28 protein-coding genes are annotated in these 26729 nt (G+C 38.6%); 22 read left to right on the top strand and 6 right to left on the bottom strand.

Translation table 11 applies throughout. The features are described from left to right. The first annotated feature begins 82 nt into the window (after positions 1 to 82). From OQ268_RS03565 to OQ268_RS03645, 17 genes are all read left to right on the top strand, one after another. Positions 83 to 364: a helix-turn-helix domain-containing protein gene (locus OQ268_RS03565; RefSeq protein WP_265854719.1), complete on the top strand. Its 282-nt coding sequence runs from the start codon at positions 83 to 85 to the stop codon at positions 362 to 364. Positions 365 to 430: 66 nt separating this feature from the next. Further along, positions 431 to 1075: an HD domain-containing protein gene (locus OQ268_RS03570; protein WP_265854720.1), complete on the top strand. Its 645-nt coding sequence runs from the start codon at positions 431 to 433 to the stop codon at positions 1073 to 1075. A 117-nt stretch (positions 1076 to 1192) separates the two neighbouring features. Then, positions 1193 to 2449 carry a putative DNA modification/repair radical SAM protein gene (locus tag OQ268_RS03575; RefSeq protein WP_265854721.1) on the top strand — a complete coding sequence of 419 codons (1257 nt, stop codon included), beginning with the start codon at positions 1193 to 1195 and terminating at the stop codon, positions 2447 to 2449. Positions 2450 to 2461: 12 nt separating this feature from the next. Further along, complete coding sequence (locus OQ268_RS03580; protein WP_265854722.1) at positions 2462 to 3223, top strand: TIGR03915 family putative DNA repair protein; 762 nt, start codon at positions 2462 to 2464, stop codon at positions 3221 to 3223. A gap of 126 nt (positions 3224 to 3349) precedes the next feature. Then, positions 3350 to 4375 (top strand): sensor histidine kinase, encoded by a 1026-nt coding sequence (locus OQ268_RS03585; RefSeq protein ID WP_265854723.1) that lies wholly within the window; start codon positions 3350 to 3352, stop codon positions 4373 to 4375. A 140-nt stretch (positions 4376 to 4515) separates the two neighbouring features. After that, positions 4516 to 5931: a tRNA (N6-isopentenyl adenosine(37)-C2)-methylthiotransferase MiaB gene (miaB, locus tag OQ268_RS03590; RefSeq protein WP_265854725.1), complete on the top strand. Its 1416-nt coding sequence runs from the start codon at positions 4516 to 4518 to the stop codon at positions 5929 to 5931. Between the two features lie 59 nt (positions 5932 to 5990). Further along, positions 5991 to 7232 carry a sigma-54 interaction domain-containing protein gene (locus tag OQ268_RS03595; protein WP_265854726.1) on the top strand — a complete coding sequence of 414 codons (1242 nt, stop codon included), beginning with the start codon at positions 5991 to 5993 and terminating at the stop codon, positions 7230 to 7232. Positions 7233 to 7294: 62 nt separating this feature from the next. Further along, positions 7295 to 7801 (top strand): LptE family protein, encoded by a 507-nt coding sequence (locus OQ268_RS03600; protein ID WP_265854727.1) that lies wholly within the window; start codon positions 7295 to 7297, stop codon positions 7799 to 7801. 78 nt (positions 7802 to 7879) lie between these two features. Then, a complete protein-coding gene (locus OQ268_RS03605; protein ID WP_265854728.1) occupies positions 7880 to 8902 on the top strand; it encodes a hypothetical protein in 1023 nt (340 codons plus the stop codon). A 14-nt stretch (positions 8903 to 8916) separates the two neighbouring features. Further along, positions 8917 to 9273 carry a preprotein translocase subunit SecG gene (gene secG, locus OQ268_RS03610; protein ID WP_265854729.1) on the top strand — a complete coding sequence of 119 codons (357 nt, stop codon included), beginning with the start codon at positions 8917 to 8919 and terminating at the stop codon, positions 9271 to 9273. A 177-nt stretch (positions 9274 to 9450) separates the two neighbouring features. Beyond that, complete coding sequence (locus OQ268_RS03615) at positions 9451 to 10014, top strand: RNA polymerase sigma factor (RefSeq protein ID WP_265854730.1); 564 nt, start codon at positions 9451 to 9453, stop codon at positions 10012 to 10014. A gap of 11 nt (positions 10015 to 10025) precedes the next feature. Then, positions 10026 to 10364 (top strand): hypothetical protein, encoded by a 339-nt coding sequence (locus tag OQ268_RS03620; protein WP_265854731.1) that lies wholly within the window; start codon positions 10026 to 10028, stop codon positions 10362 to 10364. 97 nt (positions 10365 to 10461) lie between these two features. Continuing rightward, a complete protein-coding gene (locus OQ268_RS03625; RefSeq protein ID WP_265854732.1) occupies positions 10462 to 10848 on the top strand; it encodes a glycosyltransferase in 387 nt (128 codons plus the stop codon). 480 nt (positions 10849 to 11328) lie between these two features. Continuing rightward, entirely contained in the window at positions 11329 to 13710 is a 2382-nt protein-coding gene (locus OQ268_RS03630; RefSeq protein WP_322973930.1) for a TonB-dependent receptor, read from the top strand. 135 nt (positions 13711 to 13845) lie between these two features. Next, positions 13846 to 14478: a thiamine phosphate synthase gene (locus tag OQ268_RS03635; RefSeq protein ID WP_265854733.1), complete on the top strand. Its 633-nt coding sequence runs from the start codon at positions 13846 to 13848 to the stop codon at positions 14476 to 14478. Between the two features lie 76 nt (positions 14479 to 14554). Then, entirely contained in the window at positions 14555 to 15115 is a 561-nt protein-coding gene (locus tag OQ268_RS03640) for a thiamine pyrophosphokinase (RefSeq protein WP_265854734.1), read from the top strand. Then, positions 15112 to 15606 (top strand): GNAT family N-acetyltransferase, encoded by a 495-nt coding sequence (locus OQ268_RS03645; protein ID WP_265854735.1) that lies wholly within the window; start codon positions 15112 to 15114, stop codon positions 15604 to 15606. The genes OQ268_RS03640 and OQ268_RS03645 overlap by 4 nt, the downstream gene beginning before the upstream one ends. Before the next feature lie 64 nt (positions 15607 to 15670). On the opposite strand, the gene OQ268_RS03650 is transcribed toward OQ268_RS03645, so the two are convergent. Further along, a complete protein-coding gene (locus tag OQ268_RS03650; RefSeq protein ID WP_265854736.1) occupies positions 15671 to 16975 on the bottom strand; it encodes a M20/M25/M40 family metallo-hydrolase in 1305 nt (434 codons plus the stop codon). A 143-nt stretch (positions 16976 to 17118) separates the two neighbouring features. Beyond that, positions 17119 to 18246, bottom strand: a complete 1128-nt coding sequence (locus OQ268_RS03655) for a DUF4407 domain-containing protein (protein ID WP_265854737.1) — start codon at positions 18244 to 18246, stop codon at positions 17119 to 17121. 126 nt (positions 18247 to 18372) lie between these two features. On the opposite strand from OQ268_RS03655, the gene OQ268_RS03660 reads away from it, so the two are divergent. Continuing rightward, positions 18373 to 18690, top strand: a complete 318-nt coding sequence (locus tag OQ268_RS03660; RefSeq protein WP_265854738.1) for a rhodanese-like domain-containing protein — start codon at positions 18373 to 18375, stop codon at positions 18688 to 18690. 83 nt (positions 18691 to 18773) lie between these two features. Further along, positions 18774 to 18971, top strand: coding sequence for a DUF6358 family protein (locus OQ268_RS17865; protein ID WP_265854739.1), 198 nt, complete (start codon positions 18774 to 18776; stop codon positions 18969 to 18971). Here OQ268_RS17865 and OQ268_RS03670 read toward each other — a convergent pair. Beyond that, positions 18949 to 19980, bottom strand: coding sequence for a dipeptide epimerase (locus tag OQ268_RS03670; protein WP_265854740.1), 1032 nt, complete (start codon positions 19978 to 19980; stop codon positions 18949 to 18951). The two genes, OQ268_RS17865 and OQ268_RS03670, sit on opposite strands and share 23 nt — an antisense overlap. Positions 19981 to 20061: 81 nt before the next feature. Here OQ268_RS03670 and OQ268_RS03675 point away from each other — a divergent pair, with 81 nt between their 5' ends. Both OQ268_RS03675 and OQ268_RS03680 read left to right on the top strand, forming a co-directional pair. After that, positions 20062 to 21198 (top strand): hypothetical protein, encoded by a 1137-nt coding sequence (locus OQ268_RS03675; RefSeq protein ID WP_265854741.1) that lies wholly within the window; start codon positions 20062 to 20064, stop codon positions 21196 to 21198. A gap of 130 nt (positions 21199 to 21328) precedes the next feature. Continuing rightward, positions 21329 to 22294 (top strand): hypothetical protein, encoded by a 966-nt coding sequence (locus OQ268_RS03680; protein WP_265854742.1) that lies wholly within the window; start codon positions 21329 to 21331, stop codon positions 22292 to 22294. Here OQ268_RS03680 and OQ268_RS03685 read toward each other — a convergent pair. The 3 genes from OQ268_RS03685 to OQ268_RS03695 are packed head-to-tail and all read right to left on the bottom strand — an operon-like array spanning position 22277 to position 25390. Continuing rightward, on the bottom strand, positions 22277 to 22891 hold the full coding sequence (locus tag OQ268_RS03685; protein ID WP_265854743.1) for a rhomboid family intramembrane serine protease: 615 nt from the start codon (positions 22889 to 22891) through the stop codon (positions 22277 to 22279). The genes OQ268_RS03680 and OQ268_RS03685 overlap by 18 nt on opposite strands. Positions 22892 to 22895: 4 nt before the next feature. Then, on the bottom strand, positions 22896 to 24635 hold the full coding sequence (locus tag OQ268_RS03690; RefSeq protein WP_265854744.1) for a M14 family metallopeptidase: 1740 nt from the start codon (positions 24633 to 24635) through the stop codon (positions 22896 to 22898). 23 nt (positions 24636 to 24658) lie between these two features. Continuing rightward, complete coding sequence (locus OQ268_RS03695) at positions 24659 to 25390, bottom strand: hypothetical protein (RefSeq protein WP_265854745.1); 732 nt, start codon at positions 25388 to 25390, stop codon at positions 24659 to 24661. 60 nt (positions 25391 to 25450) lie between these two features. On the opposite strand from OQ268_RS03695, the gene pepT reads away from it, so the two are divergent. Beyond that, positions 25451 to 26704 carry a peptidase T gene (gene pepT / locus OQ268_RS03700; RefSeq protein WP_265854746.1) on the top strand — a complete coding sequence of 418 codons (1254 nt, stop codon included), beginning with the start codon at positions 25451 to 25453 and terminating at the stop codon, positions 26702 to 26704. Positions 26705 to 26729 lie beyond the last annotated feature (25 nt).

The raw sequence follows: 26729 nt of genomic DNA on the forward strand, positions 1-26729 counted from the left end.
TGATTTGCTGCTTTAAAGCCCTAAAAACTAAAACATAAGAACCGTCGTATATACCGTTTAACACTTATTAAAATTATCCGTTATGGAAGATGTATTAGCTTTAAAGACGAAGAATGTTGCCGGGAATATTCGAAAGATTAGGGAATATAGAGACTATACTCAAGATTACTTAGCGGCCAAGCTTAAGATTTCGCAGAATGCGTATAGCAAGATCGAATTGGGTTACAGTAAACTTACCGTAGATAGACTTTTTCAAATTTCAGACATATTGGAAGTTGAAGTTGCCCACGTATTAACTTTAAATCATAATGATTTGATTAAAATCATTGCAGATGATGAAACTAAAACAGTAGCTGTAGGTTAATTTACCTACAGTTGCTTAAACATCCTCAATCCTCAACTTTTTTCTAATAACTTTGTGAGAAAAAAGATGCGGGAATTCCTACAAAAGACGATTGTTTTTGTTAAACAAACTTTAGAGCACGCAGAAGCTGGACACGATTGGTTCCATATCGAAAGGGTGTATAAGTCGGCAATGCTTATTAACCAAGAGGAGAAGGGAAATGAATTAGTTGTCGCATTTGCTGCGCTTCTTCATGATATCGCAGATCCAAAATTTAATAATGGTGATGAAGAAATAGGGCCTAATACAGCATCACGATTTCTAGAATCTCTGGCAATTGATGCTGAAATCATTACCCATGTAAAGTTGATTATTCAGCACATGTCTTTTAAAAATAGTTTTGATAGCACAAGCTTCACATCTAAAGAAATGCAAATTGTACAAGATGCAGATCGATTAGATGCCATCGGAGCTATTGGAATTGCCAGGGCTTTTACTTATGGTGGCTTTAAAAATAGGGTTCTATACGATCCTGCGATACCACCGCAACAGCATCTCGATAAAGAAACTTATAAAAATACAACAGCACCCACCATCAATCATTTCTATGAGAAATTGCTGTTATTAAAGGATATGATGAATACCGCGGCAGGCAAAGCCATCGCAATTAAACGCCATGATTTTATGTTAACCTATCTCGACAATTTCTACCAGGAATGGGAGGGAAAATAATCAACTGAATACAATATTTTAACCCTCATTTGTTATTCCCTGGGAGAGTAAGTTAACGCTTTTTATATACTAATTTTTTTAGTTTTTTAACTACATTTGTTAGTAAATAACTTGTGTATGTCTGACCGAATTAGAGAGAAACTTAATATCCTTGCCGATGCAGCAAAGTACGATGTATCATGTTCATCGAGTGGCGGTACCAGAAAAAATGATAATAAAGGAATTGGCAATAGCCATACGTCTGGCATCTGCCATACTTACACTGAAGATGGTAGATGCGTTTCTTTGTTGAAAATTTTATTAACTAACCATTGTATTTACGACTGTTTGTTTTGCGTATCCAGGAAGAGTAACGATATAAAACGTGCGGCATTTACGGTAGATGAAGTTGTTGATTTAACGATGAACTTTTACCGCAGAAACTACATCGAAGGTCTCTTCTTAAGTTCAGGCATTTTCAAAAATGCAGACTTTACCATGGAGCGCTTGCTTTTGGTTTGCAAAAAATTACGTTTAGAGCAAAATTACAACGGTTATATTCATCTGAAAACAATTCCTGGTGCTAGTGATGAGTTAATCAAGGAAGCAGGGCTTTATGCAGATAGAATGAGTATTAACCTGGAAATGCCAACCGAGGCAGGATTAAAGTTATTGGCTCCGGAAAAAAGCCATGCTGATGTAATTAAGCCACTTGGTTTTGTTCAACAAAATATTGCTCAATTTGCCGCTGATAAAAAGTTGATTAAACACATTCCAAAATTCGTTCCTGCAGGGCAAAGTACACAAATGGTAATAGGGGCAACGCCAGAAAGTGATAAAGATATTATGTACACTGCCAATGCCTATTATAAAAACTTCTCACTAAAAAGAGTATACTATTCTGGCTATGTACCCATCAGTAATGATAGCAGAATGCCCGTCCTTGGTACACAACCACCTTTACTTCGTGAAAACAGACTTTACCAAACCGATTGGCTGATGCGTTTTTATGGCTTTAAAGTTCAGGAAATTCTAAATGATGCTAATCCTAATCTAGATGTAGATATAGATCCCAAACTGAGTTGGGCGATTAGAAACATGCAGCATTTTCCAGTAGACATTAATAAAGCTGATTATAAAATGATATTGCGTATTCCTGGCATAGGCGTAATGTCGGCGAAAAAGATTGTTCAAGCACGCAAATTTGGTAAGTTGAGGATCGATCAACTAAAGAAAATTGGCGTGGCTTACAATAGAGCCAAGCATTTTATTACCTGCGCTGATAGCCCTTATCAAATCAAAGATTACCAGGGAACACAAATCAAGGCCTTTATACTTGCAGAAAGTCAAAGTAAATATTTAAAAACTGACAGCAGTCAATTGATTTTATTTTAAAAATCTGAAAAGATGATTTTCCTTTTTGATGGTACCCTTCCTGGTTTGCTTAGTGCGGTTTTCGAATGGTTCGAACGTAAACCTGGGTTTACTACCATACAATTGGCAAATACTTTCCAACCAGATGCATTCACCGAAAAGTTTGAAGTGTTAACCAATCACGAAAAAGCAGATCGAGTTTGGGAAGGCTTGCAGAAAAAACTCAAACGCGATTGGCTTCGCAAGTTCTATTGTAGTTATCTCTCCGAAATTCCTGATGCCTATCAGCATCTTTTCCAGTTTTCGATATACATATTTGCAAACGCACCGGGTGCAGAAAATAATTTTGGTAACGAGCATGTTATCGCTTTATCCAAATTTGCAAAAAGTGTAGAAAGGGAAAAGCATCGAATGGAAGCTTTTATCAGGTTTCAAAAAACGAGTGATGAGATGTTTTACACAAGTATAGATCCTGATTTCAATGTTTTGCCTTTAATATCGAATCATTTTAAAAACCGTTACGCCGACCAACAGTGGGTTATCTACGATCTAAAGCGTAAATATGGCTTACATTACAATTTAAATACCGTTGAAGAAATCACGGTTGATTTTACGGATGGCGTAAATAAGAAACAGCCGACTGCCGCATTAATGGATGAAAAGGAAGGCCTCTATACGCTGCTATGGAAAGACTATTTTAAAAGTGCTAACATTGTTTCCAGGAAGAATACAAAGTTGCACCTCCAGCATGTACCAAAACGATATTGGAAATATCTTACAGAAAAGCAATTATAGTATCTAAACATTCATAGTGGGAGGTTTACATTGATTAAGTTTGGAATAATAATGGTGCTTATGTTTTTGCATTAGGGATATCCATGGACTTAACAATCATTTAACATAAAACTACTAAATTGCAACATGAAATTAAGTGTGTTGGTGTTATTTACAGCCATTGCCGTTGCATTTTCCATCGGTATGGTAAATTTCTATTTTCAGCACAGCTGGTATTATTTAGCGATTTCATTTGGCGTATCCTTCTTAAGTAGTTTCCTCGTGTTTTATTACCTGTTGGAGAAATATATCTACAATAAAATTAAACTGATATATAAGCTTATCCACAACCTTAAATTAGGAAAAGACCTAAAAGATGCCTTAGGTGAGTATGTAAGTTCTGACCCAATAAACGATGTTGAGCAGGAAGTTAAAGAATGGGCGGGCGCAAAAAAGAAGGAAATTGACCTATTAAAAAAACAGGAGCAATTTCGTAGAGAGTTTTTATCAAACGTTTCCCACGAGTTTAAAACGCCTCTTTTTGCCATTCAGGGTTACATTGAAACTTTACAAGACTGCATTACCGACGATCCGGAGATGGCTTTAAAATTTCTTCAGAAGGCAGAAAACAACGTAGAGCGATTGAGCTATCTAATAAATGATTTAGATGCCATTGCTAAATTAGAAACAGGCGAATCGCCCATAAATTATCAGAAATTCGATTTTGTCTCGCTGGCTAAGGAGGTAATGGAAAATCTTGAAGACCGGGCTAAAATCAAACATATTAAACTTTTTTTCAAGGATAAGTATTCTACCATCACAAGTGTTAATGCCGACCGTGAAAAAATAAGGCAGGTATTAATTAACCTTATTGTAAACAGCATTAAATATGGCGTAGATCATGGGGAAACGGCAATTAAGATATTTGAACTTCACGATCAGTTTTTGATCGAGGTAACCGATAATGGCATAGGCATAGAGGAAAAACACCTCCTTCGTCTGTTCGAACGTTTCTATCGGATAGACACCCACCGGGCTCGGGAAGTTGGTGGAACGGGATTGGGGCTTGCAATTGTGAAACATATTTTAGAAGCACACCAACAAACAATTTCTGTACGGAGCACTCCCGGCATTGGCACCACATTCGCCTTTACCTTACAAAAAAGCAGTTAACGCAAAATGTAATCAACTGCATTTTATTCAATTAACACAATGCTTATAATGATACTGTAAACATTTAAAGTAAATGTGCCAATTTGTCACTTTTAATTTTATTTGTGTATTTTTGCAGTCCCAAAAATCTTTTTTTAAGCATGATTGACTTACAAATACAGGATAAAACACATGACGAAGCCAGGCAAGGTGAAGCGCTAATTTTATACGCCCCCGTTAAAGCCGATGCCCGTAAATTATATATAGAAAGTTATGGTTGTGCCATGAATTTTGCGGATAGTGAAATTGTAGCGTCCATTCTTTCCGAAACGGGATTTGAAACCACTGGCGATTATCATCAAGCAGATGTAATCTTCATTAATACCTGTTCCATCCGCGAAAACGCGGAGACAAGGGTTAGAAATCGCTTATCTCAGTTTGGAGTGGAAAAAAGACGCAACCCAAAATTAATTGTTGGTGTTTTGGGATGTATGGCTGAACGTTTGAAATCGAAATTTTTAGAGGAAGAGCGCTTAGTTGATGTAGTTGTTGGGCCTGATGCTTACCGGGATCTTCCTAATTTAATTGAGCAAGTTGAAAGCGGACACAAAGCAGTAAACGTATTGTTGTCTCGTGAAGAAACCTATGCAGATATAAGTCCGGTGAGGTTAAACAGCAACGGCATTACTGCTTTTATCTCCATTACCCGTGGATGCAATAATATGTGTTCGTTTTGCGTAGTGCCATTTACCCGTGGCCGAGAACGCAGTCGAGATGCACATTCCATAATCGAGGAAGCAAAAAACTTATTCGAGGCAGGCTACCGCGAAGTAACGCTTTTGGGGCAAAATGTAGATTCCTACACCTGGACTTCAGAAGATGGTTCAGAAACTGTAAATTTTGCACAGCTGTTGGCACAAACAGCAATGGTAAACCCGAATTTAAGGGTACGTTTTTCTACTTCACATCCTAAAGACATTACGGATGAAGTTTTAGAAACCATTGCTAAATACGATAACATCTGCAACTACATCCATCTTCCGGTCCAATCTGGCAATAGCCGCGTTTTAGAATTAATGAATCGCACCTACACCCGCGAATGGTACATTAACCGTATCGATGCGATTAGAAGAATCATACCTGGGTGCGCCATATCAACAGATATTATTGCTGGTTTTTGTACCGAAACGGAAGAAGAACATCAAGAAACTTTAAGCATGATGGATTATGTACAATACGACTTTGCTTACAACTTTACCTATTCTGAAAGACCAGGAACACTAGCAGCACGCAAACTCGAAGATGATATTCCTGAGGAAGTTAAAAAACGTCGTTTGGCAGAAATTTTAGCGAAACAACAAGCACACTCGCTGATGCGTCTGCAAGAATGGGTTGGTAAAACTGTTCGTGTATTAATTGAAGGCACTTCAAAAAAATCTGATCAAGATTATTGTGGACGAGGTGATAGCGGTGCGATGGCTATTTTCCCAGCACTAACAGGGGTAAAACCTGGCGATTATGCAAATGTTTATATCGAAAGATGCACATCAGCTACGTTAATCGGAAAAATAGTTTAATATGTTGCGAAGAGGTGTAAAGCGGTGACATGCCGATACCTCAATACTAAAACTAAAGAATGGATACACAAAATATTAAACAAAGGTTTGGCATTATTGGAAACTCGCCGCTGCTAAACCGGGCGATAGATATTGCTAGCCAGGTGGCTCCTACCGACATGTCGGTACTCATTACCGGAGAAAGTGGCAGTGGTAAAGAAGTTTTCTCTCAGATCATACATCAAATGAGCGCACGTAAACACGGCTCATTTATAGCAGTAAACTGTGGTGCTATACCAGAGGGTACTATCGATTCTGAACTTTTCGGGCACGAAAAAGGTTCGTTTACCGGTGCACACGAGGCAAGAAAAGGCTATTTTGAAGTTGCAAACGGTGGCACCATCTTTTTAGATGAAGTTGCAGAATTGCCTTTAGGCACACAAGCCAGGTTACTTCGTATTCTCGAAAGTGGCGAGTATTTACGTGTTGGATCATCAAAGGTGCAAAAAACCGATGTTCGGATTATTGCCGCTACGAACGTAGATGTTTATAACCGTGTTAAAAATGGAAAATTCCGAGAAGATTTATACTATAGGTTAAATACAGTGCCTTTGCGTATTCCTGCCTTGCAAGAGCGTAAAGAAGATATTTACTTATTATTCAGAAAATTTGCCGCAGACTTTAGCGATAAGTACCGTAGTCCGGCTTTGCATTTAGAACCAGATGCTGTACAGGTTTTAACCAATTACAGTTGGCCAGGAAATGTTCGCCAGTTAAAGAATATTGCCGAGCAAATTTGCGTGTTAGAAAAAGATAGAAACGTAACTGGGCAGGCACTCTTGAACTACATTCCTAATGAGGCAGGCAGCAACCTTCCTATGGCGATTAATTCGCAGTCGAAAGAAGATTTTACCGAGCGTGATATTTTGTATAAGGTGCTCTTCGATATGAAAAAAGACATGGTTGAGCTAAAAAAATTGGTTGCTGAAATTATTCAGCACGGCGGCAATACCGCAACCGTTTTGGCTGATAATCCTCAGTATATCAATCAGCTTTATCGTGATGTAGAACTGCCTGCCGGACAAGAGCATGCATTTACCATCCAGCATGCTAATGCAAACCAAGGCAACAACAATAATAGCAACGATTACTTCGCCGACGATGCAGAAGAGGTAGAAGAATCGTTATCGTTAATTGATAAAGAATCTGACCTCATAAAAAAAGCACTTAAGAAACACAAAGGCAAAAGAAAATTTGCTGCGCAAGAACTTGGCATTTCTGAGCGCACACTTTATAGAAAAATTAAAGAACTGAATTTATAAGCACTTATCGTTGAGTCCGCTTTGCTGTTCAAAAATCAATGCCTTAAATAGAATCTATCGTAATGAAAATTAAATTATTTGCCTTTTTACTTATTGCAATACTCAGCTCATGCTCATACAAATTTAATGGAGCATCTACGGTAGGTTTAAAAACTGTGGTGGTTAAGGTTTTTGAGAACAATGCCCCATTGGTTGTACCCACATTAAGCAATCAACTTACCGAAGCGCTTAAAACGAGGATCCGTAACCAAACCAATTTAAGTATATCTACTACGGAAGGCGATGCTGTTTTTGAAGGAAGGATAACAGGCTACGACATTAAACCAGTAGCCTTGCAATCGAGTACTACGCCAACTGCAGGTGCAAATAGATTAACCATCACCGTCTCGGTAAAATATACCAATAATATTGAAGGCAAAGAAAAAGAAAGTTTCGAAGAGAGTTTTACCAAATATTTCGATTTTCCTTTAAACGGGGCGCCGATTCAATCGGTGTTGCCTTCGGCGATAGAAAACATTAACAAACAGCTAACGGAAGATATTTTTAACCGTGCTTTTGCACAATGGTAAGGGTAACGATAGCGATATAGCGCCGATAAATTTTCAGAAACCCGCTTACATTTTTTAACTTAGCCTCAAACCGCTATAATGGATAACAAACAGCTATTGGTAAATTTACTCGCACAACCAGGCAAGGTTGGTCCGCAGCATGTAACCATGCTTAAAGATCTTGCGCAGCAATTTCCATATGCCCAGCCTATTCATTTACTATTGGCCAAGGCCGATTCCACTTACATTCCTAAAGCGGCATTATATAGCCATGGAAATGCGCTATTTAATGTCCTGAACATCGTTTCAGAAAATGATGAAAACTTTGAAGTAACAGAAGAAGTTGCTTCGCAGAGTTTAGTAGCTGATGATGTAGAAGAGACAAGAATTGAGGTAAACACAACTCCTGCTCCTGCTGAAATAGAAACGCCTAAAAATCTACCAGGCATAGACAGCCATTTAATGGATTTTATTGAGGATGAAGACCCTATAATAGAAAGTGTTGCCGCTACAGACTTTTTCGCCTTCGAAGAACGGCAAAGCACCGATGTTGTTCCAGCTGTACCAGAAATAGAGACTGTTGTTCCGGATGGCCATGATGTAAACTTTGTGTCGAAATATGATGATGACCAGCTTCCTTATACCTTTTTGTGGTGGCTAGCTAAAACACGTAAGGAACACGAGCAGATTTTCCAACCGTATGCCCAGCAAAAAGCCGGAGTTGTAAAAAAACAAAACCAGCCCCAGGCAAGAGAAGAGTTTCAACAGCAATATGTAGAGCATATTTTCCATATTCAAACGCCTTTTGAGGTTGCAGATCACCTGGCGGAATATCCCACTGCTGATGTTAAAGATCCTAAAGGTGCCGAGATTATTGAAAAGTTTTTAAAAGAAGACCCTACAATAAAGCCGCCCAAACCAGAACAAATTGATACAGAAAATAAGGCTAAGAAAAGCGCAGAAGACCGTTACGACCTGGTTTCAGAGACCTTAGCCAAAATTTACATCGAACAAATGCTTTACCACAAAGCCATAGACACTTATAAAAAATTAAGTTTGAAATATCCAGAAAAAAGTGGTTACTTTGCCGACCTTATCCAATCTATAGAAAAGAAATTTTAAAATATAATATTACCATGGTAACCTTTTTAATCATTTTATTAATTGTTGTGTGTATAGCTTTAGGTTTATTTGTGTTGATACAAAATCCTAAAGGTGGTGGTTTAGCTACAGGCGGTGGCACAAGCAACATGTTTGGTGTACAACGTACTGGCGATGTTTTAGAAAAAGGTTCGTGGGTATTGTTAGCGGCAATAGTGGTGTTAACTTTAGCAATTACAACTATTTCTAAAACAAGTGGTGGCTCTGCAGCGGTAGGCAACTCTGCTATTCAAGAGAGGTTAGATAAAACGCCTTCTCCATCTCCAATTGGTGGAAATTTAAATAATACTGCACCGGCAAAACCAGCTCCAGTAGATACAACTAAAAAATAAGCTAACTTTTATTAGTTCTAAAAGCTTTCCTCAAAAGGGAAAGCTTTTTTTTGTTTAAAAAATTTCTGATACGAACGTAATGAAAAAGCCCACTTATATTTGGGTTAGATAACGCGGCATAAAAAAAACACAAAATTTTAAAGTAATACAGTAGCACACCCGTTTACTGTTATAGAAATGCAAACTACTGTGTCAGAAAACCAACGCCTAGATATTATTGCCACGGTTGCCCATTATGGCAAGCGCTTGTTTGGTTTTATACGCGGGCGGGTAAGTACCGACGAGGATGCGGAAGATATTCTACAAGATGTTTGGTACCAGTTAAGCAATCAGCCAGAAGCCAATGCCATTGAACAAATTAGCGGTTGGCTATATCGTGTAGCCAGAAATAAGATTACAGATAGGTATCGTAAGCAAAAAGAAGCGCTGCTTGATGATTTCGCTTACGAGGATGAAGAAGGCGGAATTAATTTTAAGGAAATTCTTTTGGCTGAAACCTTTTCGCCGGAAGATGAAGGGCTAAAAAAGATATTCTGGGACCAATTGTTTTTGGCCCTTAACGAGTTGCCTGAAAACCAACGGTACGTTTTCATTCAAAACGAATTAGAAGAGCGCACTTTCCAAGAGTTGGCTAATGAAACCGGTGAGAACATTAAAACTTTAATATCTAGAAAAGGCTATGCAGTAAAACACCTGCGTAGCCGTTTGCAAAATTTATATCAAGAATTTATAAACTATTAACGATCAGGAAAATGAGAAATGGAAAATTTAATCGGGGATGGAAATTTATTTTCTTCCTACCAATTGCAGCCTTAGTTGTTGCGCTACTTGGTTATGTGGTTATGTTTTTATGGAATTACATTCTACCAGAGGTAGCCCATACTGGCAAACTAACGTTTTGGCAAGGACTAGGTTTGCTAGCGCTTTGCAGGTTACTATTTGGAAATTTTGGCAAAGGGGGCGGTGGTTTTAAAAATAGAGCCAGCGCTATGCGCAATAAATGGCAGAACATGAACGACGAAGAAAGGGCTCGTTTTAAAGAAGAATACAAACGCCGATGTGGTGGCTGGGGCCACAGAAACAAAGCATAATTTCTGTTTATGATTTAGAAAACAGGAAAATTTTAAAGTAAAAGCCTGTTATATCCGTCTTCTGCATTAATTCTATAAATAATTAACAATACACGTTATGCCTCGAGTACTTTTTTTATCTAATCCGCACGATGAATCTGCTAAGCCAATGCTTGGCATAGCTAATGAACTGTTACACAAAGGCGAAGAGGTTACTTTTTTTGGCGATGCAGTCTATAAGGAGCCGATAGAAGAAATTGGTGCGAGCTTTAAAAGTTATAGTCAAACGCTTACTACTTTTAATGTCATAGATGAAGATTCAAAAGGGCAGAAATCTGGATTAATTACGGCGTTACTAGAGCCTATGAAGTTTATCGATGACATATTGGGGCAGCTTAGGGGCATTAAGTTTGATTATGCCATTTTCTCTCCTGCTTACCCTTACGCCAATTTAATTACCCAGGCGCTGGGTATTTCCAAAAGCCAAATTGAGGTGGCAGTTTAGTCTATTGCTCGGTTTGCGCTTTGCAACCTTCAATAGCTGCACAGCTGAGCGTATATTAAACCTGATTGGAACGGAAAACATTTTTGTTGCAGTTAACAATAATATTGCAAGCATAACCACAAAAATTTTGGAGGGAAAGCAGGACTATCGGTACCTATAAGCATCTGAAACTGCTTTTCTAAAAAAAGAGTCATTTTTAATTTGAATTATCGTAACATATTTTTCTACATTTGCCCCATCATTAGGGGTGCCTTGTTTTAAATAACACAAAAACGGGCTGAGATCATACCCATTCTGAGGTTAAAGGTTGACGTTAAGCTTTGTGCATCTTGCGGTGCGCTAGATAGGCCAAAGCGATCCATCCCGCTACCTCGGATGCACCTGATCCGGGTAATGCCGGCGTAGGGATTGGAGTTATGGAAGTTTAACTGAAATCGGGAGTACCCCTATTTCCGATGGGTTTAACTAAAAACAGAAACATTGAAAAATTTACTTTTTGCAGCGCTTGTTGCAATGTTGCCTTCCTTGGCGTGGGCACAAAATTCGATTACAGGTAAGGTTACCGATGTAAAGCAGAATGCCCTGCCAGGGGCAACGGTTAAAATTAAAAATCGAAGAACAGCGGTATTAGCCGATGCCAATGGAAACTATACCTTGGGTAACTTAGCCGATGGAAACTACACTATTGTGGTAAGCTATGTCGGTTTTAGGTCGCAAGAAAAAGCTATAACCCTCGCACAGAACACCGTCATAGATTTTGCTTTATTGCAACAAAATTTCTTGGCAGATGAGGTGGTGGTGAGTGCCACACGAGCATCTAAAAACACCGCAACGACTTATAAAAACCTAGATAAGGCCGAGTTAGAGAAGAACAATTTAGGACATGATTTACCCTACTTGTTAAACCAAACGCCATCTGTTGTGGTAAGTTCTGATGCTGGTGCGGGCGTTGGCTATACGGGTTTGCGCATTCGCGGGAGCGATGCAACACGTATAAATGTTACGCTAAATGGCATCCCATTGAACGATGCAGAAAGCCAGGGCAGTTTCTTCATCAACCTGCCAGATTTGGCTTCTTCGGTAGATAACATCCAGATTCAACGCGGTGTAGGAACTTCTACCAATGGAGCTGGTGCTTTCGGGGGTAGCTTAAATATTCAAACCACTACCCGCAGAGATTCTGCATACGCCGAGCTGAACAATACTTATGGTTCTTACAATACGTTGAAAAACACGGTAAGCTTAGGTTCTGGCTTAATTGCAAATAAGTTTACTTTTGATGGTCGCTTATCGCGGATCAAATCTGATGGTTACGTGGACCGTGCATCTTCGAACTTAAAATCGTTTTTTGTATCTGGCGCCTACTACGGAAAAAAAGATATTCTTCGTGCAAACGTGTTTAGCGGTACCGAAAAAACCTACCAGGCCTGGAATGGCGTAAGCGAAGAGTTGTTGAAAACAGACCGTACGCACAATGATTTTACCTATGATAATCAAACCGATAACTATCAACAAGACCATTACCAATTATTCTACACCCGGAACCTGTCTTCGAAGCTAGTGGCAAATGCGGCCTTACATTATACTTATGGGAGGGGCTATTACGAAGAATACAAAGACGACCAGGATTTAGCAAATTATGGTATACCAGCAGTTGTGTTGGGTGGTGTAACACAAAACACATCAGACCTGGTACGTAGACTTTGGCTCGACAACGATTTTTATGGCATTACCTATTCATTAAATTATACCCCAAAAAATAATTTAAACTTTGTATTGGGAGGCGCCTACAATGAGTATAAGGGTAAACATTTTGATGAAGTGGTTTGGGCGCAATTTGCCAATTATGATGGAAGCGGTTCTACGCGTTACCGTTACGATGATAACGATGCGTTTAAAACGGATTTCAACATTTTTGGCAGAGCAAACTACCAAATTAACCAGTTTAATCTTTTTGCAGATTTGCAATACAGACGGGTGTATTATTCTTATTTCGGCATCAGCCCGGATGGTATGCCCGGGCAACAAAATGCAACATTAAATTTCTTTAACCCCAAAGCCGGTGTAACATATAACTTTAACGATAACAGTAACGTGTATGCCTCTGTTGCAGTTGGTAATAAAGAGCCGAATCGGAGAGATTTTACAGATTCGGATATTAATAGCAGACCCAAGCCAGAACATTTAACAGATTTTGAGGCCGGCTACCGCACCCAGTTTTCTAATGTGACTTTAGGTGCAAATGGTTTTGCAATGATATACAAAGACCAATTGATTAATACCGGAAAATTAAATGATGTAGGCGGACAAACGCGTCAGAATGTGGCAGATAGCTACCGTGCAGGTATCGAAGTAGATGGAAAATGGCAAGTTCTCAAAAACTTATCGTGGGCGGCAACGGCAACCTTAAGTAGAAATAAAATTAAAAATTTCGAGGAATATATTTATGATGAAGACCCAGCGGCATTAACGGCTACTGTAATTAACAATTATAGAAACACCGATATTGCCTTCTCACCATCAGTTATTTTATCGAGCGAGATTAATTACAATGTGTTGCCAAATGCAAGTATAGCGTTGTTAAGCAAATATGTTGGTGAACAATATCTTGATAATACATCTGCTGAAACACGCACCTTAAAAAGCTTTTTCGTAAACGACATCCGGTTGAATTACAACACTTCATTCGCCGGAATAAAAAACGTTGGCCTAACACTGTTGGTGAACAATGTTTTTAGTACACTTTACGAAAATAACGGAGGTACCTATCCGTATTTATTTGGCGGGACTTTAGATAGATTTAACTATTATTACCCCCAAGCGACCAGGAATTTCTTGCTGAGCTTAAATGTAAAGTTCTAATTTATTGACACAAATTATCGCCATTGCAAAGCGTTCCAACGCTTTAGCAATGGCGATTTTTATGATGGTCTTTTTTAAATTGAAATCCTAATTTTACATCTTTGCCTAAAAAGCTTATATCAATACATTATCTACATGAAATACATTGAGCAACTACAGTACATTACCCATGACTTACCTAACCTAAGTCATGTTGAGCAGGTGCAAAATGCTTGTGAAGCCGGCGCAAAATGGGTTCAATACCGTTGCTTAACCAAGGCCGATGATGCACTTTTAGCAGAGATAAATGCCATCGCCGAAATTTGCGATGATTGGGGCACAACTTTAATCGTTACCAACCACATCCATTTAAACGGGCAGGCCGATATTCAAGGGTTTCATATGGAGGAAATGGATGCAGATTTTATCGCTCTGCGTAGAAAAGTTGGGAACGATATTACACTTGGTGGATCAGCAAATACAGTTGATGAATTAATTAGGCTTGCTAACGAGGGTGTAGATTATGCTAGTTTCGGGCCATTTGCAATAACTGAAACGAAACCGAACAGCTTCCCGCTAATTTCTGCCCAAGATTACATGGCGGCTTTGAAAAAGCTAAAGAAACTCAACATCGATTTGCCGGTTCTGGCCGTTGGTGGAATAAAAATTTACGATGTTGCGGTTTTAATGGCAACTGGCCTTCACGGAATAGCAGTTTCTGCCGCCATTTACAATGCTGATGATTTCATTGAAGCTTATGAAAATTTTTACGATGCGATAAAAGCTTAATAAAACCCAGCCATCTAATTGGGTTTAAATTAAAAATCGTCATTCTAAAAACTTAAATTCCTTTATCTTCGCCTTCATGTCGTCACATCATATTGTAAAAGAAAAACAAGAACCAGCTCTATATATTGATGAGCTTGGAAATTTCAATGAAGAGTTGCTGGGGCAACTTTTAGAGTGGAGCCCAACCCTTTTGGTAAATGGGGAATGCTACGATAAAATCTATTCGCTGGGACTAAAGGTTGATGTTTTAATTAACGGTAATGGTGCAGAAGTGCAGGAGGATACCAAAATTATACAAGGGCCGGTTGATGCTTTAATGGTCTCCATCAATTACTTAGTTGGCGAAAAATATCCGGCGGTAAATGTCATCACCAGGAAGTTCGATCTGGAAAAATTCGCTGGATTTGATGATTTGATCAACCTGGTGGTATTCACTGAAAAGGCTAAACACTATCCTATCAAATCGGGCTTCTCTGTTTGGAAACCTGCGGGCAGTCAGTTTTTAATTCATGGAAACCGATACCTGGAAGTTACAAATCTTACGCAAAACGAAGATGAGGTCTTTGAAGTTGTTAATGATGGCTTTGTTGAATTCAATTTTAACGGACAGCCGATTTTTATAAGCGAACCGCTATGATTACACTGAGAAAAGCTAAAGAAGAAGATATCGAATTGATAAGGGATATTGCGGCTGAAACCTGGCCATCAACCTATCTCGATATTATTGGGCAAAAACAAATTGACTACATGCTCGGCAACATGTACTGCAAAGGCGAACTGCTTAAACAATTTATGGAAGGCCATACCTTTCTTGTTGCCGAAGATGGTGAAAAGCAATATGGCTTTGCTGGGTTTTCTATTGTAGACCACGAAAACCGAATTTACAAATTACACAAGCTTTACGTGTTACCGAGTGCGCATGGAAAAGGTATAGGTAAAATATTGATTAACGAGGTTTTTAATCAAGTTAAGGCAGCGGGTGCAAGTGCTTTACAATTGAATGTAAATAAAAACAATAATGCCAAATCCTTTTACCTGAAGGCAGGTTTCGAAGTAAAAGAATCGGTAAAAATCGACATTGGAGAAGGTTTCTTCATGGATGATTACATTATGGAGTACCAATTTTAACAAGCCCCAGTTTGCAATTTCTCATTTGCAAACCCGGGTCTTATTGGTATCAAGGAATAATTCCCTATTTTAATTTTGGTATTCTTGTTGGCGTATCGGTACCATTAACAATAGATGTGGCACTCTTAGCAATTGCCTTTATGGTTGATAAGATATTTTCTACATCTAAAGTACTGTACTCATCTTTCACGGTGTGATAAAATTTGTCTACATCAATTTGATCGGTACTGATGGTATGTGCAGGAACGCCTAGTGCTGCAAGCGTGGCATTATCACTGCGGTAAAACAAATTTTCTTTAATGTACGGATCTGGGTGGAAGGTAAATTCGGTACCAGTTAAATTTTTCTGCAGGATTTTTCCGAAGTCAGATTTATCGTAACCAGTAATAAATGCAGTGTTTTTGCCAAATTTAGAATCCTTGCCAATCATTTCGATGTTAAACATGGCTACCACTTCATCTGGGTTTAGCTTACTGGAAAAGTACTTGGCACCAAAACCACCCACTTCTTCTGCCGTAAAGGCCACGAAAATTAACGTTCGTTCATTATTTTTTTGCGCTTTATAATATTTAGCCAGTGCAATCATGGCAGTAGTTCCAGAGGCATCGTCATCTGCGCCATTGGCAATACTGTCACCATCTACTGTTTTAGTAATACCTAAGTGATCGTAATGACCAGAAAAAACCACCAATTCTTTGGCTTTAGATTTTCCCGGAATCATGCCAGCTACGTTGAATAGGGGCATCTTGGAAACCTTTGCTTTTAAATCTACCGTAAATTCATCAGCCTTTTCAGCGCCTAAAACAAAAACCTGTACCGCAGATTTTGCAGCGTCCATGTCTTTTTCGTCTAACGTAGCAGGTTTATCAAAAAAACCTTTATAACGTTTAAAAAGATCTGTAAATTTTGCATCAACCAATACAACCTGGTTTTTACCCGAAGCCATGGCAGCTCTAAATTGGTTTACAAACGGCTGTTCGGGGTCCATTTTTAGAACACTTGTATTTGATTGGTCGAGCTTGATGCTTTCGGCATTTATCCCAGAGATAAGTAAACGATCTATTCCGATCTCCTGTCCATCAATTTTTATTGCCCGATTAACAGAGGCAACCTGGTATTTGTAAAATGTTTGGCGGAAACTCTGCTCTCCTGAGAGTGGACGCAAACCAATTTTTTTAAATTCAGACTCTATAAAAGTGGCGGCTTTATCTATACCCGGAGAAAATGTAGCTCTTCCCTGCATTTCATCTCCACTAAGGGTTTTAATGAGGTGATCGGTATAAGCCCGTGTAATAATTTTATCAATATTTTGAGCGCTTACTTGCAAACAGGCCATACCTGCAATGGTAAAGAGCAATATTTTTTTCATTTTGAAGGGGTGTTTTTTTTTAATTTAAATTTCAGTGCGAGTTTAACTAATTATTCGTGCAATTTAAACCTTAATATTTAGTTTGTGCAAACAGATCGCAAAGTGTTAAAAACGTTATCCGTTTAGCAAAGTAGCGATAAGGCTTATTGTTCAGCATCCCAATCATAGCGTTCTAATTCTTTGTATGCCTTACCTTTTATAATTTCTTTCTGTTTAGAAACCTCTGTAGCCACCCTGGTGCTATGTACCTCATCGGCTACCTCAATATGGAAATCCTTATCCTTTCTAGAACGATGGATGGACACCTCATCAATGTCTGCAGTAGCATAATCATAAGGTCCTCTGGCGCTCATCAATTTTACAAAAACAGGTAAACACTCGAAAAAGATAAATAACAAACCGATAAAGGTTACAGCAATTGCAGTATTATTATCTTTTGTTCCATCTACGTTAAATTTCAGCTGGCCCAAAGCCCAGTTACGGTCTGCAAAACCTGCTATATTGGCCAAACTATCTAACTGAGTTTTAGTAAAAAGCTTCTCTGTAAAGAGGCCATCGAATTCTTTCCGCTTATCTACAAACCCCTCTGCTTTATTAATATTTGCTTTTAATGAATCGAGCTCAGCTGTACGTTGCTTAATTTCTGCTTCTTTGCGTTTCGCGTAGGGCCCGTATCCCATTACCCCAGAGGTTTCGGTGGTTTTATTGCCAAAAATTTCGAAGTTTAGCTTTTGCCGATCGGCTTTGATTCCTTTTTCTAACGAATCTCTGGTTGCTTTCTGTTGGTTTAAGCGCCCAAACTCTACCTGGTATTTCTTTTCGAATGCTTTATTAAGCGTATCTATCTTTGCACGCTGACCATTTAGGTAACTTACTTTTAGGCGCTCTTTAATCTCCTTATCAAAAATTTTTAATTCAATAGGTCTGGAAATTACCAACCCGATCATTATCGCTAAGAAAATTCGTGGGGTAGCTTGTAGCAATTGTTTATTGGTACTTGCACTTTTATTGATGCTGGCCACAATGTACCTGTCCATATTAAAAATGGCGGCACCCCATAAGAAGCCGAAAACCAAGGCAAATATTAACGCGAAGTCATCGCCCTTAAAAACAAAGTACATGGCATAGCCCCCAGACAAGGCAGCAAAGAGGCCGGTAAAGAAGATTGTAGCACCAATACCTGTATATTTATTTTGTTCTGTAGGGTACTTTTCCAGAGTGGGGAGGTGAGCGCCAGAGCAAAACCAAAAAAAACGGTTGATTTTATCCATTTCGAAACTTTATATTTAAACGCCTCAGGTATTGATATGTTACAGATTTTGGAGAAAATATGCGTGGCTATTTTCTTGTAGCTACTCAACCCGATTTTCGTATATTTGCATAAACACAGTTAAAACATGAAAGAGATATCGGTACAAGAACTAAAAGAGAAAATTGACAACAAAGAAGATTTTCAATTAATTGATGTTCGTGAAACATTTGAATATGAAGTTTCTAACCTCGATGGTGAAAATATCCCGCTAGGGGGCATTTTAATTGAGGCTGATAAAGTTGCGGAAGATAAACCTGTAATTATCCAATGTCGTAGTGGCAAAAGGAGTGCAGCAGCTGTAATGCAGTTAGAGGCGCAATATGGTTACGAAAACCTTTACAATCTAAAAGGTGGTATTTTGGCCTGGCAAGAAGCTTTTGATCCAAATATGCCTGTTTACTAAAAATATAATCAAATTTTGAATGTGTTGATTGGCGATTAGGAAAAATTGCTTTCAACCATTCAAATTTCATCATTTCATCCATAATGGGTAAAAAATTTGCACTAAATATTTTCTACAATCTTGCCATTATCCTTTCGGTACTTGGCTTGGTATGGTGCTATAATAACAGTAAATACCTGCCTGCAGGTTTTCTAGTTGGTGTAACGTGCTGTTTATTTTATTTTAAATATCAACTTACCAAAGACATTAGAAAATCTTTTAAAGAAAAAGATCGGGACTAATTCCTGTTAAGCCTAAGCCGGGCAATTCATTAAGTATATATTTTCCATGTTTAAAAACTGGTGCATCAAAGGGGTTATTAACCGTTAGAAATGGGCCATCTAAATCTGCCCAGTCGCAAAGTGGCGCCAACGCCGCTGCCGCTAGAGTGGCACAACTGGTTTCGCTCATGCAGCCAATTAGAACTTTCATGCCAAAAGATCGTGCTTTCTTGATCATTTCATGCCCTTCGTACATGCCACAGCTTTTCATAAGTTTAATATTGATACCATGATAGGCACCCTTGAGTTTGTCCATATCTGCCAGGCGCTGTACAGCTTCATCGGCTAGTAAAGGAATGGGACTGCGGGCCGTTAGCCAGGCATTTCCTTCTAAGTCATTTCTATCCATTGGTTGTTCTATTAAAACAACACCCTGGCTGTGCAACCAATAAATTAAATCTATGGCCTTAATTCGGTCGGTCCAGCCCTGGTTCGCGTCTACATATAATGGCACATCTGTAATGCTCCGTATGGTTTCAATAATCTCTTTATCATTATCTCGCCCTAGCTTAACTTTCACTACTTTAAAATCTGCTGCATCTTTTAACTTCTCGCGAATTACCTCGGCGGTATCAATACCAATAGTATAAGAAGTAACCGGCATTTTATCTGGATTTGCACCATAAATTTCGAAACAAGGTTTCTCCAAAAGTTTTCCGTTAATGTCGTTCAAGGCAATATCAATGGCTGCTTTAATGGCAGGCTGGCCGGGTGCCAGGCTATCTAAATAGGCAATGATTTCGCTAAAATTAAACGGATGCTGAAAACGGGTTAAATCTACCTTGCTCAAAAATGCATTGGCGGTTTCGTAGCTCTCGCCCATATAAGGTACCATTGAAGCTTCACCATACCCAAAAATACCTTGATATTCTATTCGTACAAGCATTAATGGCGTACTGGTTCGGGTAAATTTCGATATCGAGAAAGGATGTTTTAATGCTAACTCAAAAGGCTTGCAACTTATTTTCATTTTAGATCGTCTTCTTATTAAATAGGGAGAAACTATTTCCTTACAAAAGTAAATTGTTTATTAACGCAAACTGTTCCTGCCATGAAAAACATTTCAAGATTACGGTATTTTATTTATTTATCCTTAATAATTTTAGGAGGATGTACCACAGGAAAAAATGCCTTGCAAAAAGGGGATTATTATTCATCGGTAATTAAATCGGTAACGAGGCTTCAAAATTCGCCGAAAAATGCCGAGGCCATGCAAGTATTAAAAACCGCTTACGACTTAGCGCTGAAAGATCATTTACGGAGAATTGAAGAGGCTAAAATAAGCAACGACCTATTTCGATGGGAATCTATTTTATACAACTATCAGAAAATTAATCTATTGGCTGATGAGATTAGCAGCTGCCCGGCTTGTATGGTAGAAGTACCAAATCCTGCTCGGTATAACCAAGCGATTGCCGAGAGCAAGTTAAATGCGGCAGCAGCCAGATATGCTTCGGGTATTGATTATCTTTCAGAAAATAATCGCATTGCGGCCAAAAAAGCTTACTATGAATTTGAAAAAAGCCAAAGTTTACAACCAAACTATAAGGATGTAAAAGCGAAAATGGATGATGCTTATTGGGCAGCAGTTATTCGCGTAGTGGTGCAACCTATTTTGGTTAACCGAGGTCCTTATAAATTAAGTGCCGATTATTTTCAACAACAGATCGATCAGTTTATTAGCAGCTATGCCAGAAATAAGTTTGTAATTTTCTATTCAGAAGCACAGGCTGAAAAACAAAAAATTGTACCAGACCAGGTTTTAAGCCTAAATTTTGATGACTTTATTGTTGGCCAGACTTATGTTAAAGAACGCGTGGAAAAGCTAAAACGCGATAGTGTAATTATTGGCGAAACCCGTGAGCGCAAACCCATTTATGGAACTGTAAAAGCTACTCTGAGCATCTTTGAAAAGAATATCTTATCTTCGGGTTTGCTAGACATGACCATTACAGATTGGCAACACAAAAGCATTGTTCGGCAGAAAAAATTCCCTGGAACTTATGTTTGGAGAGATGCCTGGGCCAGTTATAAAGGCGATGACCGGGCACTAGATAAAAACCAACTGTTAATGACAAAAAAGAGAGAGGTTATGCCACCGCCACCAAATGCTTTATTTTTAGAGTTTACAAGGCCGATCTATAACCAATTGGCTGATGACATCAGCTATTTTTACAACACCTATTAACCAGAATCATACTTCGGATTGCAACAATCTTTCTGAAGTATGATTTTATCATTTGCCGATTGTATAATTTCAACGTTAAAATAATTCGTCGTCTATAATCGCTAAAAATATAATGGCTAATATTGCGACGATGAACACTGGTCTATACAATCCTTTCCAAAACTTCGATTTTATTTACAAGAAATGCTTTTTAAGCGGCAACACTTTTAATTCACCGGTAATTCAGGTTCCATTAATTCCAGAATGGCTGTTGCAGCAAGCAGGTTTAAATGGCGAAGAGCAAATCCAGTTTCTAGATGAAAGCATTAGGGCCTACAATGCTCTAGCAATTCCCGTGAATGCAGAGTTGAACGAACAGTTTCTACAGCCATTGGAAGAAAAGATGCAGCAGGCGTTTGCCTTAGGTTACGATGCTGTTACCGCCTTGCCGGAAATAGCGTTATTTAACTGGATAGGCAAGTTTTTGTATGGATTTATCTACATCGAAATGAATGCTGCATTGCGGAAAGAAATGACTGCCGATGGGTTGAATATGTCTCAATCTTTGATGATGAAATTCGCTAATTTAAATTTCATGATGCAAAACATTTACACAGGCATTGAATTTGAAGATTTCACACCATTTTCCATCACCATTGTAAAGCTCGAAAATGAGGAAACCCCTTTTAGCTTTCGCGATGAGATCAATACCCTTACTTTTTCCTTAAAGTTTAAGAATTTTGGCATTATCGCCTGCTTGCAAGACAATGGCACGAACAAGCGTTTTCATCAGGAAATTATTAATGAGATTAAAAATAAGGCACTCACTGCGCAACAATTTGAGGAGTTGACCGCTCGTTTTTATTACTCGGCGTACCTGTTTAACCGTTTGCCGGAATATACGTTTATGGCTGTAGAAGGCACTACTTATATCGAAGCTATGCCACTAAGGGGCAACATGAGCAAGCCATTGTTTGATGTTTGGCAGCATAAAATTTATGCTCAGGTACTCGAAAATTTCTGGAAACCCTGGGGATATGTTCAGTTCGAAATTATTAAAGACCCGAATAACCCCATGAGCTTCTTTGATCGGCCATGTTTACCTACCGCCAGTTAGGGCGGAAATAAAATGTTGTATAATTCCCGGAACAAAAATAACCGTAAAGATTAATCCGGTTAGGGCACCAAAAAAGTGGGCATCGTGGTTAATGTTATCTCTGGAATTTCTGGAAGCATACATGCAGTAAATTAGATAAAGCACCCCGAAAACCACAGCGGGTATGCCTATCGGGATAAACATAATGTAAATCTTTGAAAGTGGATTATACAAAATGTAACTAAAAAGGACGGCGCTAATCGCTCCGGAAGCACCTAAGCTATTATAATGAAAATCATCCTTATGTTTAAAAACCGTAGGTAAATCGCTTAGAATTAATCCTAAAAAATACATTAAGCCAAACTGCCAGCTGCCCATATACTGCTCTAGTGTAAATGCAAAAGCATAAAACGTGAACATGTTAAAGAACAGGTGCATCCAATCGGCATGAATTAAGCCACTTGTAAGTAATGTGAAAACCTTATGCCCTTTGGAAACACTGTAAGGATGGAGCATAAATTTTCCGAACAAGCTGTTGTCATAGAAGGCATACAAGCTAGTAACTAAGGTGAAAACAAAAATTATGGAGGCTACCGGAGCCACATTTAGATATTCCATGTAATTATTTTAAATCGAGTTTTGTATCGTTTACCAATCTGGCAATTGGGTATCGATTGTGTGTTTTCTCGTAATAATCAGAATTTTTATACACAAAGTCAAGCTGAGCAGCAGAATTTTTCGCAAATGCAGTATCTGTAGCTTTCTTCTCGGCTAACTTATTCCTTAATTGAGGGCTATTCTTAAGCAAGCCTTCGGCAGTATCTTCGAAAACATAGGCCGAATAATGTTCCTTCATATCTAGTATCGAATCGAAGAAATTCCAGTTAAAATAAGAATCTGTCGCTTGCGGTTCCAACGTTTCCACAACATATCGGTTGTTTGGCTGGTTTACGTAAACCACAAAATCACCGGTATAAAATTGTAGGTTCTGTTGCTGTGTTTTTACCTTAACGCCACTGTGTAAATAATGTCCTTCATAAGGTCTAGCTCCGGTTTTAAAATCTTCAATGTAATAATTGTCTACAGCAATTTTGGTATCGGCTTTTAATTGATATAACTTAACATGGTTTATCCGCAATAGCGAAATTACTTTATCCCAGGCCTTTGGAATAATATAGGCAATGGGCTTGGTTACCGAAACGTTGGGCTCATAATCGTTAAACTCTTTGATGGTTTTTGTGTATGGTTTGGTCCGATCATAGAACAACCTGTTTGCACCACTAACCACACTTGGTTTCTCGCCCGCCTCAAAACCATTGAAAGCTAAATCATTCGACTTGGCTTTATTCAATTGCCATGTAAGTGGAAATTCCTTTTGTTTCCTTACCGCATCATCTGCGTTTTGCTTATTCTGTAAGATGATTTGTGCATCGCGGTCTACAATCTCCACATATTTTTTTAGCAACTGGTAGGTAGCATCAACCCGTAAATCGAAAGATTTTAGCATGTGCGTTTCTGGCATGAAACCAATGGTATTGTGCAAAGCCGCATATCCGGTAGAATATCTTGGCGATTCTATAAATCCTGTAATTCCAGTTTCTGGAGTTTCCCCGATAGAATTTACATAAGGGATTAATGTATAGCCTTTCTTGGCCATTTCCGCATATAAATCCGGCACCAGTGTTTTTGTTAAATAATTTGACAAAACGCCATTTAACTTATCTTTCTGTGTTGGGATAAGTGTCATCACATATTGGTAATCAGCACCATTGCTGGTATGTGTATCTACGAAAATCTCTGGCTGCCAGGTATTAAATAGCTCCTGGAAGGAAGCTGAGTTTTTGGAGTCTGTTTTGATAAAGTCCCGATTTAAATCCAAATTTCTGGCATTTCCCCGAAAACCGTAACTAAGCGGTCCATTTTGGTTAGCTCTTGATGTAGAAGCTCTGTTGAAGCTTCCATCAATATTATAAATCGGGATAATACATATTACAACGTCTTTAGGGAGTTTATTGGAGCGGAGTAAATCTCTTGCAAGCATCATCGAAGCATCAATACCTTCGGGCTCTCCAGGGTGGATGCCATTGTTAATCAACAGAACCGTCTTTCTGCTCTTTTTTATGTTTACTGGATCGAAGATTTTATCGGCTGATAATACCAGCAGGTGCAATGGTTTGCCAAAGTCGGTGTTTCCGTAAGTAATTAGTTTAGCCTGCGGATTTTTACTGGCCAACTGCTGGTAGTAAGCAATGGCTTGATTGTAAGTTGCCGTTTCTTTCTTGCCGCTTAGTTCGTAAGGTGTTTGCTGTGCCTCTGAATTAGATATAAATAAGATAAAACACAAGGCAAAAAAATATCTCATGGCAAAAAATAGGGCTGATTAAACTAAAGAGACTTGCGGTAAGATCTAATAGTGCCGAAGAAGTATTTGAAACCTATGGTGTACGCATTAAAGGTATCGGGACCGTAATTTCTAAACTTGGTTGGAGAGTCATTATAACCATCCAAGCCTTCGCCAAATGTAAAGTTACTTTGCGCATTAAAATTAATTACATAACGGAGGTAACCATATCCATCGTATAAATAATAATTTAAACCTAAGTTAAAAGGGATCCAAAGGTTTACACTTTTATCTTCTCCGGGAAACGGACCATATCCAGGATCATACGCAGCCCAGGAGGGTTTGTATCGAACAATATCGGTAATGTTATTTTTAACGGCTCCCAAGCCGATACCGGCATACAAACCTTTTATGTTATCTAAAAATGAGCTTCGATCATAATTAATAAGTTCGCCAAGCATTACCTTAAAGTTGGCATTTATACCCGTGTATTTATTAATGAATTGTCTATTGTGCGGATCTGTAACAATATCACCACCTTGCACCATACCATAATGAGCCTCAAGCCCGGCGGTAACAAAAGGTGTAAAATGATGATTAATTTCGCCTTGTACTGTATAACCCCAATTACCGTTTACAACATCAGTTTTAGAGAAGTTTGGCCCCGCACTTAAACCAACTGACCATTTAAAATAATTGGACTGGGCAAAAATAGGGGAAACGAAAAACGAGAATAAAACAGTTATAAGTATAGTCTTCAAGACGTTAAAAATCATGTCGTTTTTTTTACAAAAATAATATGTTTATCCAATATCTATAACTTTTACCTTTGAAATATGGATACCTACAATAGTTTTGAAAATTCTCTTGCCTTGAGATTTATAAAATATGCGCAGATTGATACCCAATCTGACCCCAGTTCCGATACATGTCCTTCTACGTTAAAACAAAAAAATCTCGGAAAATTACTCGTAGAAGAATTGATTGAAATGGGCGTTTCTGATGCAGAAATGGACATTAACGGTTACGTTTACGGCACCATTCCTGCAAATACGCACAAACAAATACCAGTCATTTTCTTCTGCTCACACATGGATACTTCGCCAGATTGTAGTGGCGAAAATGTTAAGCCGATTATTCATGACAAATATCAAGGTGAGGACATTATTTTACCTGAAGATAACAATATCGTGCTAAAATTGTCTGATCACAAAGACTTAAAACACCAAATTGGTAACGATATTATCACCGCAAGTGGCACTACTTTATTGGGTGCAGATAACAAAGCTGGAGTGGCCGAAATTATGGAAGCGGCAAATTATTTCATGCGTAATCCTGAGGTTAAGCATGGCAAAATCAAGATCCTTTTTACCCCTGATGAGGAAATCGGTCGTGGAGTAGATAAAGTAGATCTGGAGAAGTTGGGCGCAGATTTTGGATATACTGTGGATGGGGAAACACTAGGGTCTATCGAAGATGAAACTTTCTCTGCCAACGGTGCAATATTGACAATAAATGGCGTAGGCACACATCCTGGTTTTGCCAAAGGGAAAATGGAAAGTGCTATTAAAATTCTTGCAGAAATTATAGATGCCTTGCCAAAGGAAAACTTAACACCAGAGACAACAGCCCATAAAGAAGGTTTTATCCACCCGGTGCGCATAAGTGGACAGGTTGAACAAGCTGAAGCCAGCTTCATTATAAGAGATTTTGACAATGAAAAGCTTGCTGCACATGGGGAGTTGCTGAGAACAACAGCCGAAAATATATTACAGAAATACCAAAACTCCACCTACCAATTAGCGATCGAGCCACAATACCGCAACATGAAACAAATTCTTGATCAGCATCCTGAGATTTTATCGTATGGGGTAGCGGCTATTGAGAGAGCAGGCCTAGTGGCAAAAAAACAAAGCATTCGTGGCGGTACAGATGGATCTCGTTTATCATTTATGGGCTTACCATGTCCTAATATTTTTGCTGGCGAACATGCTTTCCATAGCAAACAAGAGTGGGTAAGTGTACAAGACATGGAAAAGGCGGTGCAAACCATTATCAACATTGCCTGTATTTGGGAGGAGAATGGTTAGGTTCTAGATGTACATGTGGCAAAAT

This window comes from Pedobacter sandarakinus (genome assembly GCF_026240095.1).
GTDB classification, from domain to species: Bacteria; Bacteroidota; Bacteroidia; order Sphingobacteriales; family Sphingobacteriaceae; genus Pedobacter; species Pedobacter sandarakinus.

Bases quoted from the DNA above. Each gene is read 5' to 3' on its own strand.
- OQ268_RS03675 (WP_265854741.1), top strand. From the start codon at position 20,062: ATGAAAAACATTTCAAGATTACGGTATTTTATTTATTTATCCTTAATA.
- OQ268_RS03645 (WP_265854735.1), top strand. From the start codon at position 15,112: ATGATTACACTGAGAAAAGCTAAAGAAGAAGATATCGAATTGATAAGG.
- miaB (WP_265854725.1), top strand. From the start codon at position 4,516: ATGATTGACTTACAAATACAGGATAAAACACATGACGAAGCCAGGCAA.
- OQ268_RS17865 (WP_265854739.1), top strand. From the start codon at position 18,774: ATGGGTAAAAAATTTGCACTAAATATTTTCTACAATCTTGCCATTATC.
- OQ268_RS03635 (WP_265854733.1), top strand. From the start codon at position 13,846: ATGAAATACATTGAGCAACTACAGTACATTACCCATGACTTACCTAAC.
- OQ268_RS03640 (WP_265854734.1), top strand. From the start codon at position 14,555: ATGTCGTCACATCATATTGTAAAAGAAAAACAAGAACCAGCTCTATAT.
- OQ268_RS03620 (WP_265854731.1), top strand. From the start codon at position 10,026: ATGAGAAATGGAAAATTTAATCGGGGATGGAAATTTATTTTCTTCCTA.
- OQ268_RS03680 (WP_265854742.1), top strand. From the start codon at position 21,329: ATGAACACTGGTCTATACAATCCTTTCCAAAACTTCGATTTTATTTAC.
- OQ268_RS03625 (WP_265854732.1), top strand. From the start codon at position 10,462: ATGCCTCGAGTACTTTTTTTATCTAATCCGCACGATGAATCTGCTAAG.
- OQ268_RS03595 (WP_265854726.1), top strand. From the start codon at position 5,991: ATGGATACACAAAATATTAAACAAAGGTTTGGCATTATTGGAAACTCG.
- OQ268_RS03690 (WP_265854744.1), bottom strand. From the start codon at position 24,635: ATGAGATATTTTTTTGCCTTGTGTTTTATCTTATTTATATCTAATTCA.
- secG (WP_265854729.1), top strand. From the start codon at position 8,917: ATGGTAACCTTTTTAATCATTTTATTAATTGTTGTGTGTATAGCTTTA.
- OQ268_RS03575 (WP_265854721.1), top strand. From the start codon at position 1,193: ATGTCTGACCGAATTAGAGAGAAACTTAATATCCTTGCCGATGCAGCA.
- OQ268_RS03580 (WP_265854722.1), top strand. From the start codon at position 2,462: ATGATTTTCCTTTTTGATGGTACCCTTCCTGGTTTGCTTAGTGCGGTT.
- OQ268_RS03685 (WP_265854743.1), bottom strand. From the start codon at position 22,891: ATGGAATATCTAAATGTGGCTCCGGTAGCCTCCATAATTTTTGTTTTC.
- pepT (WP_265854746.1), top strand. From the start codon at position 25,451: ATGGATACCTACAATAGTTTTGAAAATTCTCTTGCCTTGAGATTTATA.
- OQ268_RS03650 (WP_265854736.1), bottom strand. From the start codon at position 16,975: ATGAAAAAAATATTGCTCTTTACCATTGCAGGTATGGCCTGTTTGCAA.
- OQ268_RS03695 (WP_265854745.1), bottom strand. From the start codon at position 25,390: ATGATTTTTAACGTCTTGAAGACTATACTTATAACTGTTTTATTCTCG.
- OQ268_RS03570 (WP_265854720.1), top strand. From the start codon at position 431: ATGCGGGAATTCCTACAAAAGACGATTGTTTTTGTTAAACAAACTTTA.
- OQ268_RS03615 (WP_265854730.1), top strand. From the start codon at position 9,451: ATGCAAACTACTGTGTCAGAAAACCAACGCCTAGATATTATTGCCACG.
- OQ268_RS03565 (WP_265854719.1), top strand. From the start codon at position 83: ATGGAAGATGTATTAGCTTTAAAGACGAAGAATGTTGCCGGGAATATT.
- OQ268_RS03585 (WP_265854723.1), top strand. From the start codon at position 3,350: ATGAAATTAAGTGTGTTGGTGTTATTTACAGCCATTGCCGTTGCATTT.
- OQ268_RS03600 (WP_265854727.1), top strand. From the start codon at position 7,295: ATGAAAATTAAATTATTTGCCTTTTTACTTATTGCAATACTCAGCTCA.
- OQ268_RS03605 (WP_265854728.1), top strand. From the start codon at position 7,880: ATGGATAACAAACAGCTATTGGTAAATTTACTCGCACAACCAGGCAAG.
- OQ268_RS03670 (WP_265854740.1), bottom strand. From the start codon at position 19,980: ATGAAAATAAGTTGCAAGCCTTTTGAGTTAGCATTAAAACATCCTTTC.
- OQ268_RS03660 (WP_265854738.1), top strand. From the start codon at position 18,373: ATGAAAGAGATATCGGTACAAGAACTAAAAGAGAAAATTGACAACAAA.
- OQ268_RS03655 (WP_265854737.1), bottom strand. From the start codon at position 18,246: ATGGATAAAATCAACCGTTTTTTTTGGTTTTGCTCTGGCGCTCACCTC.